This is a genomic window from Paenibacillus brevis (assembly GCF_018919145.1).
In the GTDB taxonomy this organism is placed as follows: Bacteria; Bacillota; Bacilli; order Paenibacillales; family Paenibacillaceae; genus Fontibacillus; species Fontibacillus brevis.
Window position 1 is genome coordinate 89,330 of sequence record NZ_JAHLQJ010000005.1, and the last position, 21,162, is coordinate 110,491.

9 protein-coding genes are annotated in these 21,162 nt (G+C 52.0%); all 9 read right to left on the minus strand.

Annotated features, from left to right (window positions below):
• Positions 1–219: 219 nt before the first annotated feature.
• The gene (locus tag KQJ23_RS07325) at positions 220–1,818 is read right to left on the minus strand and encodes a glycoside hydrolase family 43 protein (RefSeq protein ID WP_216478205.1); all 1,599 of its coding nucleotides are present in this window, start codon (positions 1,816–1,818) and stop codon (positions 220–222) included.
• A gap of 146 nt (positions 1,819–1,964) precedes the next feature.
• Positions 1,965–11,246, minus strand: a complete 9,282-nt coding sequence (locus tag KQJ23_RS07330; RefSeq protein WP_216478206.1) for a family 43 glycosylhydrolase — start codon at positions 11,244–11,246, stop codon at positions 1,965–1,967.
• A 116-nt stretch (positions 11,247–11,362) separates the two neighbouring features.
• A complete protein-coding gene (locus tag KQJ23_RS07335; protein WP_216478207.1) occupies positions 11,363–13,252 on the minus strand; it encodes a substrate-binding domain-containing protein in 1,890 nt (629 codons plus the stop codon).
• Positions 13,252–14,457, minus strand: a complete 1,206-nt coding sequence (locus KQJ23_RS07340) for a response regulator transcription factor (protein WP_216478208.1) — start codon at positions 14,455–14,457, stop codon at positions 13,252–13,254. Before KQJ23_RS07340 ends, KQJ23_RS07335 begins: the two co-directional genes overlap by 1 nt.
• An 18-nt stretch (positions 14,458–14,475) precedes the next feature.
• Positions 14,476–16,245, minus strand: a complete 1,770-nt coding sequence (locus tag KQJ23_RS07345; RefSeq protein ID WP_216478209.1) for a cache domain-containing sensor histidine kinase — start codon at positions 16,243–16,245, stop codon at positions 14,476–14,478.
• A 126-nt stretch (positions 16,246–16,371) separates the two neighbouring features.
• A complete protein-coding gene (locus tag KQJ23_RS07350; RefSeq protein WP_216478210.1) occupies positions 16,372–17,415 on the minus strand; it encodes an ABC transporter substrate-binding protein in 1,044 nt (347 codons plus the stop codon).
• A gap of 75 nt (positions 17,416–17,490) precedes the next feature.
• Positions 17,491–18,516, minus strand: coding sequence for a galactofuranose ABC transporter, permease protein YjfF (gene yjfF, locus KQJ23_RS07355; protein ID WP_346779360.1), 1,026 nt, complete (start codon positions 18,514–18,516; stop codon positions 17,491–17,493).
• Positions 18,513–19,523 carry an ABC transporter permease gene (locus KQJ23_RS07360; protein WP_216478211.1) on the minus strand — a complete coding sequence of 337 codons (1,011 nt, stop codon included), beginning with the start codon at positions 19,521–19,523 and terminating at the stop codon, positions 18,513–18,515. The genes yjfF and KQJ23_RS07360 overlap by 4 nt, the downstream gene beginning before the upstream one ends.
• A complete protein-coding gene (locus tag KQJ23_RS07365) occupies positions 19,501–21,030 on the minus strand; it encodes a sugar ABC transporter ATP-binding protein (RefSeq protein WP_216478212.1) in 1,530 nt (509 codons plus the stop codon). Before KQJ23_RS07365 ends, KQJ23_RS07360 begins: the two co-directional genes overlap by 23 nt.
• Positions 21,031–21,162: the final 132 nt, after the last annotated feature.

Below are 21,162 nucleotides of genomic sequence, written 5' to 3' on the forward strand. Positions count from 1 at the left end.
CGTTTGCCCTGCACAGGTGCAGAGCCTTTGAGCACTATTCAATTAGCCGCGCAAAGTGGAAAAACGGAATTTAATAATAATCACGAGGAACCCTCCGTTCGCTTAAGATAGTTCTACTGTAACATAAAGCGGTTCGCCTGACAATTTGCGTTTACAGTTCATGGCGGAAAAAGGGGGTCCTTAAAGCGTGTAATCCAAGCTGGCCTTTTGAACTGTCTCCTAAAGATTCCGGCAGCAAAAATAATCGAAGTCTGCCGCTTTCTTTTCCCCGCTTAAATCCTGCACGCACAGCCCGACAAATGCCCCTGTGAAGCCCCAGTCCGTAAAAAATCCGTTCACATGGCGAGTCGCATACTCATCCGAAAGATGTCCAAAAGGAAGAGAATCGCCAACCGCTGTCCAGCTCTCTCCGTCCGGCGAAGCAAAGAACCGGACCTCATGCTCCTGGATTTGTACTTTAAGATAGCAGCGGCCGCCCCAGTCACGGATGGGAAGGTCTTGGGCGAGCAGCTCATCGTAAGCTCCGTTGTCGCTAATCAGGACATTCAGGGTCTTTCCCAGCTTCTCATCGTGACTAATACGCAAATAGTAATAATTCTTGCTGTTGTAGTAGCAGACTAATCCGGCCATCTGCTGGAAATGCTCGGGGTCGAATTCAACAACCGTCTCTGCCTCAAACCTGAAATGCTGAATCCGCTTGGCAACGAGGCTCTGACTGAAATGCGAGTTCAGGGATTGTCTGCCGTAGAGACGCAAATTACCAGGACGCTCGGTCAGACTCAGCCAGCTGTCTTCGGCAGGCTCACGCAGTGTGGAATAATGCACATCCAGGCTAGTCCCGTCAAAGTGATCACATTCTACAGGCGCAAGGGCAGGTGCTGAAGGCAGTGCCGGACTCTGCACATTCGCCTGAGGGTGCCGCCCATTGACAGGACGAATCCAGCCATCCTCTGTCCATTCGCATTGTTGAATCCCCGTCTCTCTTCCCAAAGGCGACTGCTGCAGGCCCGGAAGCGGGCGTGAGCAGAGATGCACCATATACCACTCCCCGTTCTGCGTCTCCACCAGGCTGGCATGACCTGCCTTCTGCAGCGGCAGGTCCGGATTACCCTGCGAGGTCAGAACCGGATTCGCCGGGTCTACCTCATAAGGACCTGACAAGGAACGGGACCGGGCTACGGTTACCGCATGCTCATACCCGGTGCCTCCTTCGGCCACCATCAGGTAATACCAACCATTTCGTTTATAAATGTGCGGACCTTCCGTACACCCCAGCTCGGTGCCCCGGAAAATTACTTTCTTAGGGCCAACCAGCTTCTGCTCAGCCTCCGAATACTCTTGAAGCACGATGCCGTGAAAAGGATTCCTGTTCTTCCGATGATCCCAGATCAAATTAACAAGCCACTTTCTGCCGTCATCATCATGGAACAGTGAAGGGTCAAACCCGCTGCTGTTCAAATAGACCGGATCAGACCAAGGGCCGCGGATATCGGTTGCCGTAGTCAAATAGTTTGGCGTATCCTTGAACGCGCCGGCCAAGCTTTTGACATCAGTATAAATCAGATAGAATACGCCTTCATGATAGCTAAGGCAAGGCGCCCAGATGCCGCCTGAATTCGGGTTGCCGCTCATGTCAAGCAGACGCCGCTCCCCAAGCGGATGTCCGATCAGCTCCCAATGAACCAGATCCTTGGAATGATGCAGCTGTACTCCTGGAAACCATTCAAAGGTTGAAGTCGCAATATAATAGTCGTCACCAGCACGAACAATGGACGGGTCCGGATTGAACCCCTTTAGTATCGGATTGCTGATCGTCATATCTTCAACGCCTCCCGTAAAGAAGTGGATTTCTTCTTGTTTCTATCCCTCATTATGAGGTATTCCAAGGATACTTCAATAGGGGAATAAAAAAGGAACGGTCTCCATAAATCAGAGATCTAAGGAGACTGTCCCTTTTCTTCATCTTACGGTATCAGGTTGAATAAATGATAGATTATTATTGCCGCTTCAGCTCGTGTGGCAGAATCCTGTGGCGCAAACAGGTTATTCCCTTTGCCGTTGATGATGCCTGAAGCTTTCATCGCAGCAACTGCTTCTTGCGCATACGAGGAAATCTTCTCCTGATCGAGGAAGGAAGCACCGATTGAAGAAGGGCTGAATTGGATGCCGGCCAATTGCGCGGCACGATAGGCCATGGCAGCCATCTCCTGTCTGCTAATGTCATCGCTGACGCCGAAGCTGCCGTCAGGCTTGCCGTTTACAATTCCCAGCTTCTGCGCGCTTGCGACTGCTTCGTAATACCAAGCTCCTGTCTTGGCATCAGTAAAAGAGCTCGATGCTTTAGCATCGCTTAACTCTAAGGAGCGGATCAGCATCGAGACAAATTCAGCCCGCGATACCTTTGCTCCCGACTGGAATTTGTTATCACCGATTCCCTGAAGGATTCCTCTGGCCGCGAGTGCGCTGATTCCCTGACGCGCCCATGCGGCATGACCCAGATCATCAAAGGAAATATCTCGGTAGGCAACGGCGTAAGTGCCCAAGTCGGAAGCTGACAGCTCCGCCCTGCCTGGATCGGAATGATAAGCACCATTTACAATCATCCGCGGTCGTCCCTCGTCATCTATAAAGAATACAATGACATGTTCCGGATCTTGCCCTGACTCAAGCTTGTAATCCAATCCGATCCGAAGCGTGCGCGGAGCAAGCCCCGATACGATTTTGCCACCGTGCTCCAAGACAACCTCGTACGCAGCAATGACTCCACTTAAGCCGTCGACTCCTGTCAGATCAGGCCGTTCACCGTTCCTGGATACTTTCAAGGTGATTGTTCCGCTTGCTGCTAGCTCTGACGGAAGTGCGGACGGATCGAAGGCCATCCTGGCAAAGCCCAGGTCAAGACTCAATTGCTTGATTCCCTGCTTGGATGCAGCATCAAGAAGCTCCGCCTTCAAGGCAATAGCTGCACGGTCAGCAGTTCCTGACGCGGCAAAAATTGCAACCGTTCCATCTGCCGCTTTTGCAGCTGCCTGGATGAACAGATCAGCAGGCACTTCGTAGAATACGGCCCCATTCGCATCAGGCTTAGCTTCGATTAACTGCAGTGTGTTTCCATTCACCTGTCCTGCCGTATCCGAAGGCTTCGTTCCCGAACCCGGTATGCCAGGTGATGGGGAAGAAGGGCCGCCCGGTGTTGGAGATGTCCCTCCTCCGCCAGAAGCGGCTTGCTGCCCGGAAATAACTACAGTGATTTCCCCAAAGACGTCCGGGGTGCTTACGGAGGTTGCTCGTATGGTCGCCGTTCCGTTACCTTTGGCGGTTAATAGCCCGGCGAGCGAGAGATCTGCGTATGCATTTCCGTTGATGATCGACCAGTTCACACGCTTATCGCTGGCATCCGCCGGAAGCACTTCGGCAAGCAATTGCAGAGTCCCGCCCTTACTTGTAATACTCGCGACACCGCCGGCTCCGGATACCGCAATCCTCTCCACGGCGACCGGTTCAGGTTCAATGCTCTTACTGGAAGGCATCGGCTGCGGCGTAACCGTTGGTCCCCATACTTCCATCGCATCCGGTCCGCTCTCTTGCGGAACGAACTGAACGCGGTCAATCGCCAGCTTTCGCGGCTCAGTCTGACCCACGCGGTAGTGCGTATGGTAGACCATAAATAATTCAGATCCATCCGGCGAATAGATGAGGGAGTGATGGCCCGCACCCGGCACCAGTGTGTTTGACTTCATGATCGGGTTATATTCATACTTCGTCCATGGACCTGTCGGTGTTGGCGCTGTCGCATATCCGACCCCGTAATCCGGACTTTCAAAGTGATTACCCGAGTACGTCATATAATAGGTTCCATTATGCTTGATCACGAACGGTCCTTCATTGATCTTTGCTGCCGGCTGCTTCGTGCTTAGCTCCCAGTTTTGCGTAGGCGCAAACACAAATTGGACCGTGTCTTCCTTAATGGACTTCATATCTTCATTCATTTCCGCAACCAGGATGTGATTGTTATTGTTGAACCGAACAAAATACATATAACTCTTGCCATCATCATCCGTAAAAATATGCGCATCAATCTCAGGCGTATTCAGATGAAGCGGCGCCTGAACATCCTGTACAAACGGCCCTAAAGGCGAATCACTTGTAGCAACGGCAAGGCGTTCTTCTACGGCATAGTACATGTAGAAGGTGCCGTTCTTCTCGATCACCTCCGGCGCCCAGAACCGATTATTACCCCAGGTGTCTTCCTTGCTTAAGGCATAGCCTTGATCCTCCCAGTGTACCAGGTCGGTTGAGGTATAAGCCTTGATGCCGTTCTGCGTACCCGGCCAATCCGCCGTATGTGTACCGTACAAATAATAGACTCCTTCGTGGAACAGCACATAAGGATCGGCTATGCCCGGTAACAAGTCCGGGTTGGAGTAGGTTTGTTCCGGGAGTTGTTCCGCATACGAGCTTACCTTCACATTATCGAACTTCGCCTCGGCATTCCAGGTTCTGAAGCCGAGGGCTCCTGTGCCTGGATGAACACTGTCCGTCAAATCAAACTTAGGATAAGGATTTAAATTCAATGGATTATCGTTGATGTAAATCCGGATATGCTCATCATCCGCAACGACTTTGATTCTATAGGTCTGATTCAAATGGATCGGCAGCGGTCTGGCAGCAATCTCCCGCCAGATTCCACCTTTCATTTCCCCGAAGACTGCCGATTTGTTGGCTGCATTGATGCCTATATAATAACTGTCCAGAGCATCCGGTCCGACTGCGGCATTGGCAGTCCGGAAGATCAGCCCCGCTTCCGTTCCGCTAACCAAGGTGACATCAGCTTCATAAATGTAATCTGTGAAGTGCTTCCCCTTCAGCAAAGCCTTGAAGCCTGCTCCGCTATTCACAGTCAGAGCATGATCAGAAGAGATGGTCCAGGTTCCTCCGTAAGTCTCCCAATCGGAAATATTGCCTTGTTCAAAATCCTCCTCATATAAGACCTCCGGTACGGCGCTTGTGTCCTCCACCGTAATCACAGCTTGTGAGCTGTAATTGCCGCTGAGATCCTTCGCGGTAATTACCGTGCGTCCCTGTGCCTTGGCCTGGACAAGACCGGAGGCATTTACCTCGGCAATACTTGTATTTGATGAAGCCCATATTACATGGTCTCCGCTTGCCCCTGTATTGGTAAGCTGCAGGCTTTCCCCAACCTTCAGCGCCGCTGTCTTCGGCGTCACATCAACGCCGCCGGTCATTTCGCGGACCGCGAAATAATCGAAGGACGCTTGCTTGGAAACGCCGGATACAATGCTGTTGGCATAGAAGCCTACCTTGACGCCGCCAAGATCTGCCGTCACCGGATCCGATGCCTGAACCCATTGGTAGCCGTCCCAATAGAAGGTTGTATACACGTTGCCCATTTTGCGGATTTTGAGCGTCATGGTGTCTCCGCCCGGATGCGCAGCGTAGTTGCCCGGCTTGCGGTAGGTACGGTTCAACTCATAGGCCGTTTCGATAATCCGGCCGTTGCTCCATACATGCCCCAGCTTCACGAAATTGTCCGCATCCTTCCACACAAACATTCCCGCCTGCTCATGATTGGCCGTAATAGGCATGGTCATCTTGGCGATGATTTCAAAATCGCTGCTCTTGGATACCTCCCGTAAAAACACATTGTCTTGGGAGTTGTTATCCTGGTACACATCAGTGGCTGTCGTATTGATCGTCAGGGATCCCGGATTTTTACCCAGACTCCAGTTCGCCTTGTTTTCCTTTACAATGGACCAGGCGCTATCCAATTGGGAGGTGTCAAAATGATCAATCGTGAACCCGGTCAAGTCCGGTTCTCTTGCTTCGCCAAGCACGGTAATCGGGAGCTTGATCTTCAAACCGCTGTTTGACTTGCTCGTAATTTCGACTGTCGCCGTGCCTGGCTTAATGCCTGTTATGGTATAGAATGCCCTCCCGGTAGCCGTATCCTTCCCGCTCCAGGCAACCTCGGCCACCTGGCTGTCGGAGGAGACCGCTGTAAGCGTCTTGTCAGTTCCCGCAATCGGTCTTGCTGCTACTTCTACCGTAACAGAGGCACCCGCTCTGACGGAAACCGAGGTTTTATCGGGCCATAAGTCTTCAACCGGTTTACTGCCGGAATCTGCTTCAATCCGCTCCAGTACAATATAATCTACTTGAGCAAAATTCATCTTGCCGGCAATCCGCACCGTATTCGAACCGCTCTCCAGATGAACATCGATCGAGGATGGATTGTAGTGTCCCCAGCCAAAGCTCGGATGAGAAACACTCTGAGCTGCTCCATCGTTAATCCGGACGGACTGCTCGGCTAACCCGCTGCCGGAGGACCCGTTGTCAGCCATAACAATGAGCGTGTATTCTCCTCCGCGCTCTACATCCACGCTGAATTCAATATAGTCGGATGAAGTATCCAGTTTCCCGGCGACTTTGCCTCCCGAGGCATTGCCTTCGCTGACTATAGCAGCCTTGCCGCCCAAATGCGCATCCTCTGCCTCATATTGATACCGTTCGATAGCAGGAGTACCCGAAGGCTCCACGATGGCGGCACCATAGGACACCGGTGTCCCGAAATTAGGCGTGCCATCGGCGTTCCAGGTGAATTTCTGTGCCCGAACACTGCGGTTGGCCCAGCCTCCGCCGGAGTTTTTCACAGCATGGTAGACAAGCCAATCCTCCTTTCCGTCCGGAGATACCGTGAAAGTGTTATGGCCTGGACCATATGCCGTAGGTGCTTTAGAGAATACCGGACCGCTCTTGGTCCAGGAAGCCGGATCAAGCACATTTCCATTTGTATTCGTCAGCATGCCTAGCGCATAATCATCCGTCCAGCTGCCGCTTGCCGAATAAACAATGAAGATCTTGCCGTCCTTCTTTAGAAGCTCGGGACCTTCATTAATATAGGGCTGGCCGTGCAGCTCCCAGGCTTCTGCCGGGGTTGAGATCATGACTCTCGGTCCGCTGATCGTCCATGGATTGCTCATCGGTGCAATGTAAAGATTTTGCTTTACATTCACTGTGCCCTCCCAACCGGACCAAATGAAGTAGAGAGCGCCATCATCGGTCTGGAGAACCGCGCCGTCAATCGCCCAGCGATCTGTTGAATCGGTAATCTTCCCCTTAAAGGTATATGTTCCCTGCGGGTCCTGCGAGTTGGCTTCAAGCACATACATCCGGTGATTGGCATTGTCGCCGTCATCGGCGGCAAAATAGATGTACCATTTGCCGTTAATGTACTGAAGCTCCGGAGCCCATAGATCCTTGGAGTACATCATCCCGCTTGGCGGTGTATAGACGGTCACGCGCGGTGTCGAGCCGATATCCTGAAGCCTTCTGGCTTTCGCCACCACAATGGAGTTGTCTCTCATAGACTTTACATAATAATAGTAGCCGTCCTTGAACACGATGGATGGATCCGCCGATCCTCCCCCTCCGGAGACCTGAACAATCGGATTCGCAAAGGTAGTTCCCGTATCGACCTCTACATTCACGGTCGCGCTCATTCCCCCGTCAACCGCTGTAGCCCGAATCGTTGCATTGCCTTTGGCCACGCCCTTCACTACACCGTCAGAATTCACCGCAGCAATCCCCGGCTTGTTCGAGCTCCAGATCACATTCTGATTGGAGGCATCTGCCGGTGTAAATTGCGGGATCAGCTGCCGCGATTCCCCTGCTTTGAGCCGGATGGAGTCCTCTCCGAAGGAAATGGATTCGACTGCCTTATCCGCATAGACCGGCAGCATGGCTTGCTTGCCCGTTCCCGGTCCGGACCAGAGAATATGCAGGCTGGCATCGCCTGCAGCATGCACATACTCTATCTTCACCGCATACTTCTCATGAGCAGCCAATGAGAGGGTTGCCTTTACTTCTTCTCGTTGACCGGAGGTCTTGTCGATGATCTTTCGACCATCAACCCATACCCGGGCAATATGATCGCTATCGGCATAAATCGTATATTCGCCTGTCTCAGCCGGTTGGACTGTGCCGACCCAGCGGACGGAGAAATGATCCTTATCCATGCCGACAGATGCGTCCGGCGCACCGGTGCCGCGTTCATCGCCCAAATCGAAATCGATCGAAGGCGTTATTGATTTTTTTGCCAATCTCGCAAAGTTATCATCGTAATAATAAGAAACGTTATATACCGGGAGTTGATTGAAACGCTCCTCACCAATCATGGCCTTGATATCGTTGATATCCCATGGGTGACCGTCTGGATATACAATCCCGTGAAACGGCACCTCCATCTCTTCTTTTGCCGGATTTACGTCTGTCCCCCAATAGAATCGGGTATTATCCCGGCCAATGCCGAACTCCCACATCACGAAGCCATGCCCTTTCTTTCCAAAGCCGGAGACTACCCCCGGAACAGACTGAGTCAGCCGGTTCATGACCTCGTCGGCAAGCACTTCACGCGGATCGCCATACTCGGCAGGAATCGGATAATTCGATTCATAAGGATGGTAGGTAATGAAGTCGGAGAACGGGCCTCCTGAAAACTGTCCTCCTGTTGAGGACATGGCATGAATCGGACCAACCTCGCGAATCCAGATTCTGGAGTCATTCATGATCTGCTTGGTCACTTGATCCATCAGACCGGATTCCCCGTTGCTCGGTTCGTTAAATACGTTCCAGAAGGCAATGCGCTCATCATTCTTGAAGCGGCTGACAACACCCTTTACATAGTCCTCCAGCTTCTGCTTCACTACTCCGTCGGCGGCATTATACTGGGCCTTGTAAGCATCGCCCGGTCCTTCCACCCACTGACTGTTATGCTTGCCGAAGACCGGAGCCGGATAGTCGCCGTTTGGTTTGAGCTCCGGATAATCATTCCAGCAGTCATCGAACAGCACGACCTCCACCTTGATGTCGTATTTGTCTGCGATCTGCAGGAAATCCTCCATGTTGACAAGCAAGTTCTCCCGGTCGTATTCCCACAGCAAATTATGAATATAGACGCGCACCAGATTGATCCCGTACAATTGGGCATAGTACATTTCCCGGTCATTGATGTCATGGTCGTACTGATGCCACTGCTGAAGCTGGTTCACCGCGTTTGTCGGAACGAATACCGCCCCCTGTACCCAGGACCAGTCAAAGGAAGGCAGATTGGTAGGAACCGTTTCCGCAACGGACAAATTATCATAGGTGGCATCGATCAGGAAATTGCGGACACCGATCGCGCCTGTCGTATAAGTTCGGTCTACGACGCTGACAATCCACTCCTCATTGATGTAGACATCGATATTGCGGCCATCAGCGATAACCTTCATGCGATAATTGGTGTTTGCTGAAACCGGATAGGGGATGGAGGCAAGCTCCTTCCAGTTGTTATTGAACTTCCCCACCTGAACGCGTCCATTGATGCCGATCCCGGCATAATAGCCCTTCAGATTATCTGTCCCCACCGCAGGATCCTGTACCCGGAAAATCAATCCGGCATTGTGGTCATTGGTACCGCTGCCCAGACTGACATCAGCCTCATAGACAAAATTGCTGAAGCTGGTTGATGAGGCCACAGCCTTTGTCCCCGAGCCGTTCTTGGCAGCATATTTGCCATCGGTAACCGTAAACGTTCCCCCGTACGTTGTCCAGCCATCTGCATTCCCATCATTAAAGTCTTCAGTAAATGCAGCGGAAGGCAGCGGCGGATCTGCCGGGTCGACCGGCTCCTCAGGAATGTCCGGCAGCAGGGTTAACCCGGTATAACGGATATTGTCATAGGACACCAGCCCATTGTCGTTCCAAGCTCTCAAGCCTGTATTACCCCACATATACGTGCTGTCTGTAAAGGTATAGACCGGAACTCCATTGAGTTCAATATAATATGTGGTGCCGGCGCCGATGACCTTCAAATGGTTCGGGCTGTCCGGATTTACCGGCACGCCCAGCCTGGCAATTCCGGTCCAGCTTCCGCTGCCGTTATTGCCGGCCGAGTCCATTCTTCCAATCTCCAGGACGCCCGGATTGCCGATCCCGACAAAATAACCGTTCATTTTGTCAGGCCCTGCCCCCGGGTCGCTAACCCGGAATACAAATCCGCTGCTCTGCCAGCCCTCGTGCAGATCTATATCCCCTTCGAAAATGAAGCTCTCCTCATCAAGATCGATCAGCAGCTTATCTCCGGAGCTATCAAACACGGTGTACGCAGCCTCCGTGACGGACCATGCATCATAAGTAGCACCAGTTGCGGACCACTCGCCGCTTCTCCAGCCGTCAAAGGCAGTCCAGCCGCCTGCATCGCTATCGCTAAAGCCCGGCTCCAGCCTGACCTCGGCATCCCCAACGGTATATAACGCAGTCACCGTGTCCGAGACCATCTCTCCCGCTCTCTCCGCATAAGCCTTGATCATCTTCGCAGAGGATACAGGAATCGGAGAGCGGTAAATACGCGACCGGCGGTCAGGCTCGCTCCCATCCGTCGTATACCGGATGACTGCATCGTCCGCTGCGGAAGACAATGTCACGAGCTGAGAGCTTTCATAGTGTCCGCCTGCTAGACTGAACACCGGCGCACTTGTCTGAGTCCCTGCATATTCCTTAACGACGATATTATCAATCGTCGAGGTTCCCCACCAGGTACGCAAGCCAATGGCTCCGCCCTCCGTAATCTCTTTGCCGTCCTGATCGATATAATCAATCACCGGAGAATGCATGTCGTTCACAAATACCTGAAGGTGATTGCCCACTGCAACCACCTTCAGATGTCCGCTCGTCCAGGGGATTGAGACGGTCTGAAGCTCCTTCCACTCATTGTTGCCGGTAACCCGGCCCAGCATGGCCTTCTTGTCAACCCTCAAGGAGACATAGTAGCCGTTATAGCCGTCGGCAACATTCCCGCTCAGATGATCCGAGACTCGAAAGAGCACGCCGGTAGAGTCGTCATTATACCCCCCTACAGTGAAATCCGCCTCGTAGACCAAATCAGTGAACGAAGCGTCTTGATACACCGACTTGGTTCCGTCCGAGCCGGTTACTTGATATTGGCCATGATTTACCTGCCAAGCATTGCTGCCATTCGCCGCCGCATAAGTAACCCAGCCAGCGGCATCCCCGTCGTTGAAATCCTCCTTGAACACATTTTTAGGCGGATCCGATAGCGGAACCGGATTCGCGTCTGCAAGCGCATTCAAGGGTTGAAACAGTGAAAGGACGACTGAAACCGATATGAAGAGGGGTAGCGTCTGTCTGAGTGCTCTGCGGGTTGCCTTTTTCCATGAAAATAACAAGTCCCTTCCTCCTTCAATAGTTATTGATCGTGCTGCAATAAGCACAACTACATTATAAAAATCGCATGGCAAGGAAGTATTTATAAAATCACGGCATTTCATGTAATATTCCGCCCTTAAAAATCCCGGTTGTGCAACTCTCGCTTAGCGGTCTCCATCGGAAACAATCCTTCCGCGGTAATAATCTTCATAGGCAAATCCTTGCCGTCCATTAAGTCCCGTACCGCCTTCATCAATTGAGGTCCGAGGAGCGGGTTACACTCTACCGCCATGTTCAGCTTCCCGGCAGCCATGGCCTGAAACGCCGGCCTTGTCGCATCGATGGAGATCAGGATCATATCCTTGCCCGGAGCCAGTCCGTAATCCTCAATAGCCTGAATGGCACCCAGCGCCATATCGTCATTGTGGGAATAGACAATATCGATCCGGTCTCCGTATTGCTGCAGCGCTCGCTCCATAATAAGCCTGCCGCTTTGTAGCGTGTAATCTCCGTAATATGACGAAAGCAGCTCGTACTGGCTGTACTGCCGGATTACCTCATCGAAGCCCTTCTTGCGTCCGAGTGCCGGCGCCGATTTCTCTGTTCCTTGCAGCTCAATTATGCGGTATTGCTCCTTCTCCCTCACATTCTTGACGAGCCAGTCCGCAGCCCGGCGCCCCTCATCCGTCATATCCGAGCCTATATAAGCCGTCCACAGGGTATCGTCGCTGACATTCACTTCCCGGTCCGACAGAATAACCGGAATTCCTGCCTCTTTCGCCTCCTGTAGAACGGTCTCCCAGCCTGTTTCCGTCTTGGGCGAGAAGGCGATCACATCCACCTTCTGCTTGATAAACCTGCGGATAATTTCAATTTGCTTCTCCTGCGACTGCTCGGCGTTATCATAGACAAGTTCAATATCCGCTTCCTTGGCGGCCTCAATCACCGACTTCGTATTCGCCAGCCTCCAACTGCTCTCTGTACCCACCTGGGCAAATCCGAGCACAATTTTGTTCTTCTTGCTATTCGCCCTCTTTTCCGTTTGTCCGTTCAAGGCTTGCTTATCACCCTCAAGCCCTCCGGTGCCAAGACTGCTATCGGCAGTGATCTTCTGGCTCCTTAAGATAACTTGCTTCGGAATCCCCTTCTCCTTATTCAAAATATCGATCGCATAATTGACGGCCTCTTTCCCCCCAGTCGGGCTGGTGAATGTACCTGTAAGCTGGTTGTCCGAGATCAAATGATAGCTTCCATTCTCCGAATTCACGCCGTCAATGCCGATGATATCCAGATGGGGCAAGCCGGAGTTCTGGGCTGCGCGGTAAGCCCCCAATGCCATCGCTTCATTATGGGCAAACACAAGATCCACGTTCCGGTTGTCAGAAAACCAGCTGGTCAACAGATCCTCTGCTTTATCCCGCTGCCAGTCTGCCTGAAAGGTCCGGACGATTTGCACCTTCTCGGCATTTTCCACGATATCGCGGAACCCCATGCTTCGTTCCATCACGCTGGGCGAGCCCTCCAGCCCCTGGACTTCAACCACTCTTCCTCCCTGCTCCCCCAAGGTTTCCAATGCGAATTCCCCAGCCTTTTGGCCAATCATTTCATTATCTGTACCGATGTACAGGGAGTAATCGTATCCCGTCACCCCCCTGCCCATGACGATGACCGGGATCTTGCTGTAAGCCTCGGTAATCGCAGGCGTTAAGGCAACCGGATCATCCAGCGAGACAATCAGCAGATCGATTCCGTATTCAAGCAGATTCTTTACATCCTTCGCCTGCTGTCCGCTGGTCTGTCTGGCATCCATGAAGATCACTCTGACGTCATCCCGGCGCTCCACTTCCTCAAGAATCTCTTCATTCATAACCACCCGCCAAGGCTCCGACAGGTTGGGCTGCGATACCCCGATCAGATATCGCACCTCATTGCCGGTCTCCTTGCTGTCGAACCATTTGCATTGCCAAGCCAGAAGGCATACCCCCAGCAGGAAAAGCACCATGATTCCCCTTACCATTCTGCTCATCAGCGCTGCCCCTTCCGGTACATTAACGGTGAGATTCCGGTCACCTTCTTGAAGGTGTTGCTGAAATAATGCTGGCTGCTATAGCCGACCATTTCGGCAATTTCATAGACCTTGGCCGCCGGATCAGTCATCATTTGGATGGCCCGCCGAATACGCACCTCGGTTAAATAATCGATAAAGGACAGCCCCAGCTCCCGCTTTAATTGCTTGCTCAGATAAGTCGGGCTGACCTGGACGCCTTCTGCGACATCGCTCAATGACAGCTCCGGCTGATGATAATTGCGATCGATGAACTTCTTAGCCAGCACAACGACCGGAGACAGACTGCCTTTCTTCTTAAGCTCAGTGATCATTTCCATGTACTTGGCGGGTATTTCTTCAACCCCGTTTGACACAAAGTTCTGTTCATACAGCACGACTTTTTCAAGGATATTCTCAAGCTTCTGCTGGACCTTCTCTCCAAGCTCTATACGCTGCAAATGCACCGGACTCGCATACAGAACGACAATATGCCCTCTTTGATCCCCAAAGACAATGGCCTGCTCGGAACGAACAGCGTCTTCAACCACATTTCTGGAAGCAAATTCAAGCAAATCCTTGTCCCATTCCCGATGGGTATAACCGGTGTCCAGATGACTCATCACCTTCACGATCAGCATGCCGCAGGCTCCCTCCAGATGAAGCTCGAAAAAGTTCAGATTTCTGCGTATCTCCTCCTCCTGCTGAGTCAATCCCTCCAGCCAATTCATCAGGAACCGATCCCGGATCAGAGATGAATTGGACTGAATCTGATCCCCCAGCCATCGCTGCTCCTCCTCCTTCAGCCGGGACTGCTCCAGGCTCTCCACTGCCCGGGCAATAACAGACTCCAGCTTCGATTTGATAACCGGCTTCAGAATGTAATCGAACACCCGGAGCTTCAATGCCTTCTGGGCATAGGCGAATTCATCATAGCCGGTAATGACGATAACGATGCAGCGCTGAAGGAAAGGCCTCATTTGTTCAATCAGATCCAGTCCGTTAATAAAGGGCATGTTGATATCCATAAACAGAATATCCGGCTGAAGTCCTTCGACCTGCTCCAGAGCCCGTTGGCCGTCTTCCGCTTCACCCACAAGCTCAATGCCCCATTCCTGCCAGGGAATGATCTTGGCCAGCCCCCGGCGAATCTTCGGCTCATCATCAGCGATTAGCAGCTTCCACATGACTGATCCCCCCATCTGTCAATTCACTAATGGCAAGCGGACTACAATTACCGTTCCTTGTCCCAACGTACTGTCGATTGATATCCCATAGCTTGGGCCATAGGATAGCAGGATTCTTTCATGAACATTGAACAGTCCGTATCCGCTGTTGCGCTCCGATTGTCTAACATGCTGCAAATCCTCTCTCACCTGCCGCAGCTTCTCCTCCGTCATTCCGATCCCGTCGTCCAGAACCTCCAAAGTTAAGCTGTTGTCCTTTATTCGTCCGCGAATAAGGATTTTTCCCGTTCCCGGCTTCAGCTTGATTCCATGGTAAATGGCATTTTCCACAAGCGGCTGCAAAATGATCTTTACGACCTGATAACCTCTGATTTCCGCTGGGACATCCATCTCGTAAGTCAGCTTATTTTCATAACGAGCCATCTGAATGACCAGATAGCTCTCCACATGCTCCAGTTCCTTGCTTAGCCCGATAATCTCGTTACCTTTACTCAGGCCGATCCGGAACAGATTCGTAAGGGCAATAACCATCTCAACAATGTCTTGAGCATCACGATCCTGAGCCATCCATTGAATCGTATCCAAGGTATTGTAGAGAAAATGCGGCTTGATCTGGGCCTGAAGCGCTTTCAATTCTGCCTCGCGTTTCTCCCTTTGCTCGAGGTACACCATATTGATCAGATTCTCGATCTCCTGAACCATTTTGTTAAAGCTGTTGCCGAGTTGGCCTATTTCATCCTTGGACTTGCCGGGAAATCGAATATATAGCTCTCCTTCCTCGACTTTCCGCATCAGGCTCCTAAGTTTGTCAACCGGCCGCACAATGGAATTCGTGAAGAACCAGGAGACAATAAATGCGACAAGAAGCGTGAACATCGCCACGATTACCGTAGCCGTCTGCAGATCGGTGACCACCTTTAACAGCTCGCTTAGCGGGATCGTTCCGACGATTCTCCAGCCCGTGCCGTTGAAGCTATTGTAGAAAATCTGATACTCCTTGCCGAAGATCGGCTTGATCAGACTGCCCGATTCCCCCGTCAACCATTCTCCCTTGATCCGGTACACCAAGCGGTTTACCGGTGAATAGACAACCCCGTCCATTTCATCCATGATGAAAATGAATCCGCTCTTGCCCAGGGACACGGACTCGACGTTCCGTTCAATGAAATCCAGTCTCATATCGATCAGAATCACCCCGATGATCTCGGCGGTAACGGGGTCTTTGACTGCCCGGACGATGCTAAGTACCTGATCCGCACTCAGATTCGGCTGTCCCTTCATCTTGATATTCCGGCCAATCGGATGGCTGAAGAGATGCAGCTGATCCGGATTGCCGACAGCCGCCCGGTACCACTCCTCCTCTGTAAGCGGGTCTCTTGTGATCCGCTCCATCGTGTTACTGGCGTACAAATTGCTCCGGTTCACAACCAGGATTCCTGCGATTTCAGGACGCTTCAGCTCATAGAGCAGCTCCCTCTGCTTCACAAGAGCAACGAGTTCATCCAGGCTTCCCTCTTGCAGCTCCTTGCCCCGCATAAACTCGATTACGGTATCTTCCTTCGTCAAATAATGAATGACATTGTCCATTTCATCCAGGTAAATCTCTATATTTCTCTGGACCTGATTCATCATCTGGATCGTATGGGAGTGGGTCTCTTCTTCAATCGACTCTTTGTACAGGGCACTGCCCCAGAGCCCTAGAGTCAGAATCGAGAAGGTAACTGTAAAGACAAAGTACAAGAGCAGCTTGAATCTTATGCTTCGATTGACAACCACACCAATTCCCATGGCATCAGCCCGTCCTCCTGGAGTTTATGGATGCTTCATCACTCATCTTTCAAAACGCGAAAATGCAAAAGAGAAAGTTCTCTTTTGCAGAATCGCTTAACCTATTGTATTGGGACAACCTTCCACTTAGTACTGGCGATTCGGCAAAGCATCAATCGCCTTTTGGCCGAAATAGACATCTTCCTCGGATTTGATCCATTTCGGAAGCTCCTTGCCTGCCTGATAATCCAGAATTGCCTGCTTTAACTGAGGCCCGAGCAGCGGATTACATTCCACGGTCACATTCATCTTGCCTTCGGCAATCGCCTCAAATGCCCCCTTCACCCCGTCAACGCCGATGATCTTAATGTCGGTTCCAGGCTTCAGCCCGGCTTCCTCAATCGCTTGAATCGCTCCAAGCGCCATATCGTCGTTATGCGCATAGACGACCTGAATGTTCTTATCTTTTTTCAAGTAAGCCTCCATGACTTCCTTGCCCTTTGCACGCGTAAAGTCCCCGGTTTGGGAGTATACGATTTTGTAGCCTGCATTACCGGCAATCGCATCCTCGAAGCCCTTTTTACGGTCGTTTGCCGCGCTCGCTCCTACCGTGCCTTCGAGCTGCACGATATTCACCTGCGCATCGGCACCAAATTCATCAAGCATCCATTTGGCCGCATTTTCGCCTTCCAGAATGAAGTCGGAGCCGATGAAAGAGGTATACAGATCTTCATTCCCTGCCGTAATGCCCCGGTCGAGCAGGAATACGGGAATGCCCGCATCCTTGGCTTCCTTCAGCACCGTCTCCCAGCCGGATTCCACAACCGGAGCAAGCCCGATTGCATCTACCTTCTGAGCGATGAAGGAACGGATCGCTTTGATCTGATTCTCCTGCTTCTGCTGGGCATCGGAGAACTTCAACTCAAAAGCGGGGTCATTTCCGAAGGTATCCTTGATGGAGGCCGTTTCCGCATCACGCCATCCGCTCTCTGCACCGATCTGCGCAAATCCGACGACGATCTTCTTGCCTGCCGGTTCATCCGCAGGTGCGGTGTTCGCCGGCTTGTCGGCAGGCGCGTTATTTCCTTCTGCTGTATTTCCGGAATTGCTGTTGCCGCAAGCGGCAAAGAGCGTCGCAACCATCATGAGTGTAAGAAGACTCAGCAGTAAGCTTTTTCTGTTTCGTTTCATACCTTCCAATTCCTCCCCTTGAATAGGTGATGTAGCATTGCATCTTCACTATATCGATTTGAATACTCGGTGTATTTACATTTTCACGTCATTCTTTGCAATATTCCGAGCTATCTTCATCGGGGCTCCGCCGCTTTCTTTACGCATAACGATCAGCCGCTGCAACGCCATGAAGAGGAAGAGCAAGAAGCCTACTGCAATCTTGGTCCACCAGGAGCTGAGTGTTCCCTGGAAAATAATCATCGTCTGAATGATGCCGGTACACAGTACGCCAAGCATCGGCCCGAGCAAGTACCCGAACCCGCCCGTCAACAGAATTCCCCCGATTACGCAGGCGGCAATCGCATCCATTTCCATCCCCATCAGGTGAAGGGAGTTGCCTGACAGCATATAGAAGGTGAACACAATCCCTCCCAGGGCGGAGCAAAAACCGCTCAGCGCATAGACCGCAATCGTCGTTCCGCTCACCGGAAGCCCCATCAGCACTGCCGACCGTTCACTGCCTCCAAGCGCATAGACAGCCCGCCCGAACCGGGTATATTTTCCGACCAGAAGAGCAACCAGTACGAACAACAGGGCAATAACCACACTGATCGAGATGAAGCTTCCGCCAAACAGCCTGAGCTTGTAACTTGAAATAGCGGTGTAGGTTGCGTTGGTGATTACGATGCTCTCGGTTCCGATCAGATAAGCAATCCCCCGCCCCAGGAACATACCGGCCAACGTCACAATCCACGGATGGAGCTGGAACTTGCTGATTAAATAGCCTTGCCCGGCACCGAACACAATTCCGACCAGCAGCGACAGAACCATTACGAGGTAAGCATTCATGCCTTGCTGAAGCAGCGACGCCGAGATCATGCTGATCATGGCGACTACAGAAGCCACGGATAGATCAATGCCGCCGGTAATGATGACAAAGGCCATACCGGTCGCCACAATAATCAAGTAAGCATTATCAATGAACAGATTCAGAAACACCTGAAGGGAGAAGAAGCCGGTGTACATGAATGAGCCTGAGCCATACAACAGGATGAGCAGCAGCAGCGTCGCCAGCACAATAATGTTATTGCTGCTTATACGAAGTCCGGATTTGATCACGACGCCGTCACCTTCCTTTTACGAGCTGTCAGCTTCTGCCTGAATACATCGGACTGGATCAGACATACAAGGATGACGACGACGGCCTTCACCAACAGAATAGATTCCGGAGGGACGCCGAGCGAATAGATCGTAGTCGTCAAGCTTTGGATAAAGATAGCTCCGACCACCGTTCCTCCCAGATAGAAGCGCCCGCCGCGCATGGAGGTTCCTCCGATGACAACAGCCAATATGGCATCCAGCTCATACCACAGTCCCGCATTATTTGCATCCGCACTGCTGAGATTGGAGCTGTAGATAATTCCGGCGAGCGCAGCGAGTAGGCCGCAGATCGCATATGCCGTCATGAAGATAACCCGGGGCTTGACGCCGGCAAACTCGCTTGATTTGCGGTTCGCTCCAGTCGACTCGAGAAACAGGCCGAAGGCGGTCTTCGTCTTGAGCAGATAGATCAACAGGAAGACAATTGCCGCAATATAGACTGCAAAGGGGATGCCAAAGAGGAAGCCCTTGCCGATGAACTCGTAGCTGTCCCGGGTCGTTGTGAGAATTTGCCCGTTCGTGATTAGCTGGGCGATCCCCCGTCCTACCGTCAACAGAATCAGCGTTGCCACCATCGGCTGAATCCGCAGTACGGCTACCAGCATCCCGTTCCACAGTCCGCAGAGCAAGCCAACCCCGAGGGCGGCAAGGATCGCAACCCATAGGCGATGTCCGTCCAGCATGTAAATCGCCATCGAGCCGGAGATAGCCAGCACGGAGCCGACCGAAATATCAATTCCTTCCTTCGCGATCACCAGCGTCATGCCGAGTGCAATAATCATCAGCGGTGTCCCGCGGTTCAATACGTCCACCAGATTTCCATATAGATGCCCGTCGATCAGTTCTACCCTGAAAAAGCCGGGCATCACGATCAGATTGAACAAGTACAGAATCAGCAGAGCGAGGAGCGGCCAAACCACCTTAGGTGTCGGTGTTCCGCGCTCAAGCCATGCCGGCTTCTTCATATCGTTCTCCCCCCTCCGCAATCATCTGCATAATCCGGCTTTCATTCATTTCCATGCCGGATACCTCGCCGATTTGAACACGGTCTCGCAGAACGATAACCCGATCACAGCTATTCACTAATTCCTCCAGCTCGGCCGAAATAATCAGGATCGATATGCCGATGGCGGCCAGTTCGAAGATCAGTTTGCGGATCTCGGCTTTAGAACCAACATCGATGCCGCGCGTCGGCTCGTCTAGGATCAACAGCTTGGGCCCGGTGGCCAGCCAACGAGCCAATATGACCTTCTGTTGATTCCCGCCGCTCAAATTATCAATGCGCTGTTCTGTACTTGGCGTCTTTATCTTCAGTAGGTCAATGTATTTCTCGGCGATTTCCTTCTGCTTGCTGACCGGAATATAAGGAAACAAGCCATGCTTGGCTTGCAAGGCCAGCGTGATATTTTCGCGGATCGTAAGCTCGCCTACAATGCCCTCCGCCTTGCGGTCCTCGGGGCAGAAGCCCATCCCGCTGCGAATGGCCTTTTGCGGATAGATCGCTGCCAGCTTTTCTCCGTAAAGCTCCATAACACCCGAGTCGCTCTTGTCGATTCCGAACAGCAGGCGGGCTACTTCCGTCCGCCCGGAACCAAGCAATCCTGCAAGTCCGACCACTTCCCCTTCGTGGATCTTCAGGTCGAAGGTCTCAATGGAGCCTTTTTTGCCAAGCCCCTTTGCTTCCAGAAAAATTCCGGTCTGCTCGCCCCGCTCGCTCTTCTCCAATGCCATCTCTCCCGGATTCCATTCCCGCCCGATCATGTGGGAGACGAGCTGTGTCCTTGGAAGCTGCTTCGTCTCATACTCCCCAACCAATAATCCATTGCGCAGAACCGTAATCCGGTCCGATATCTCGTAGACCTGATCGAGGAAATGGGTGACGAACAGAATCCCCATGCCTTCATCCTTCAGCTTGCGCATAACGCTGAACAGCTGCTTGACCTCATTCGTATCCAGGCTTGATGTCGGCTCGTCCAGAATCAGAATTCCGCTGGAAATATCAACGGCTCTGGCGATGGCGACCATCTGCTGGACCGCTACCGAGTACAGGGACAGTTGCTGCTTGACGTCAAGATGCAGATCTAATCTGGCCAGCAGCTCTTCGCTGAGACGGTGCATTGCGTTCCAGTCGATCATGCCCCGCTTGCGCGGCTGTCTGCCGATATAAATATTTTCCGCAACAGAAAGATTGGGACAGAGATTGACCTCCTGATAGACCGTGCTGATGCCCAGTTGCTGCGCCTCAAGCGGTGATCTGGGATGAATCTCTCTTCCGCGAAGCTTTATTGTTCCGGCATCCTCCTTATGCACACCGGTTAGTACCTTGATCAGCGTTGATTTTCCCGCTCCATTCTCTCCCATCAACGCATGAATTTCCCCCTTTCGAAGACAGAAATCGACATTCGAAAGTGCTACGACACCGGGAAACTCCTTCCGTATTCCCTCCATCCGCAGCAAAATATCACTATCCATTCGCTCACCCTCTTTCTTTGTTCAATCTCATTTTAGAAAGTAGAGGGCGGCGCTGTATTTAGAATAATGAGTCTTTTTTTAAGCAATTCGGACTTTTAAAGTAAGAAAGCAACTATTCATAAGAAAAGCACA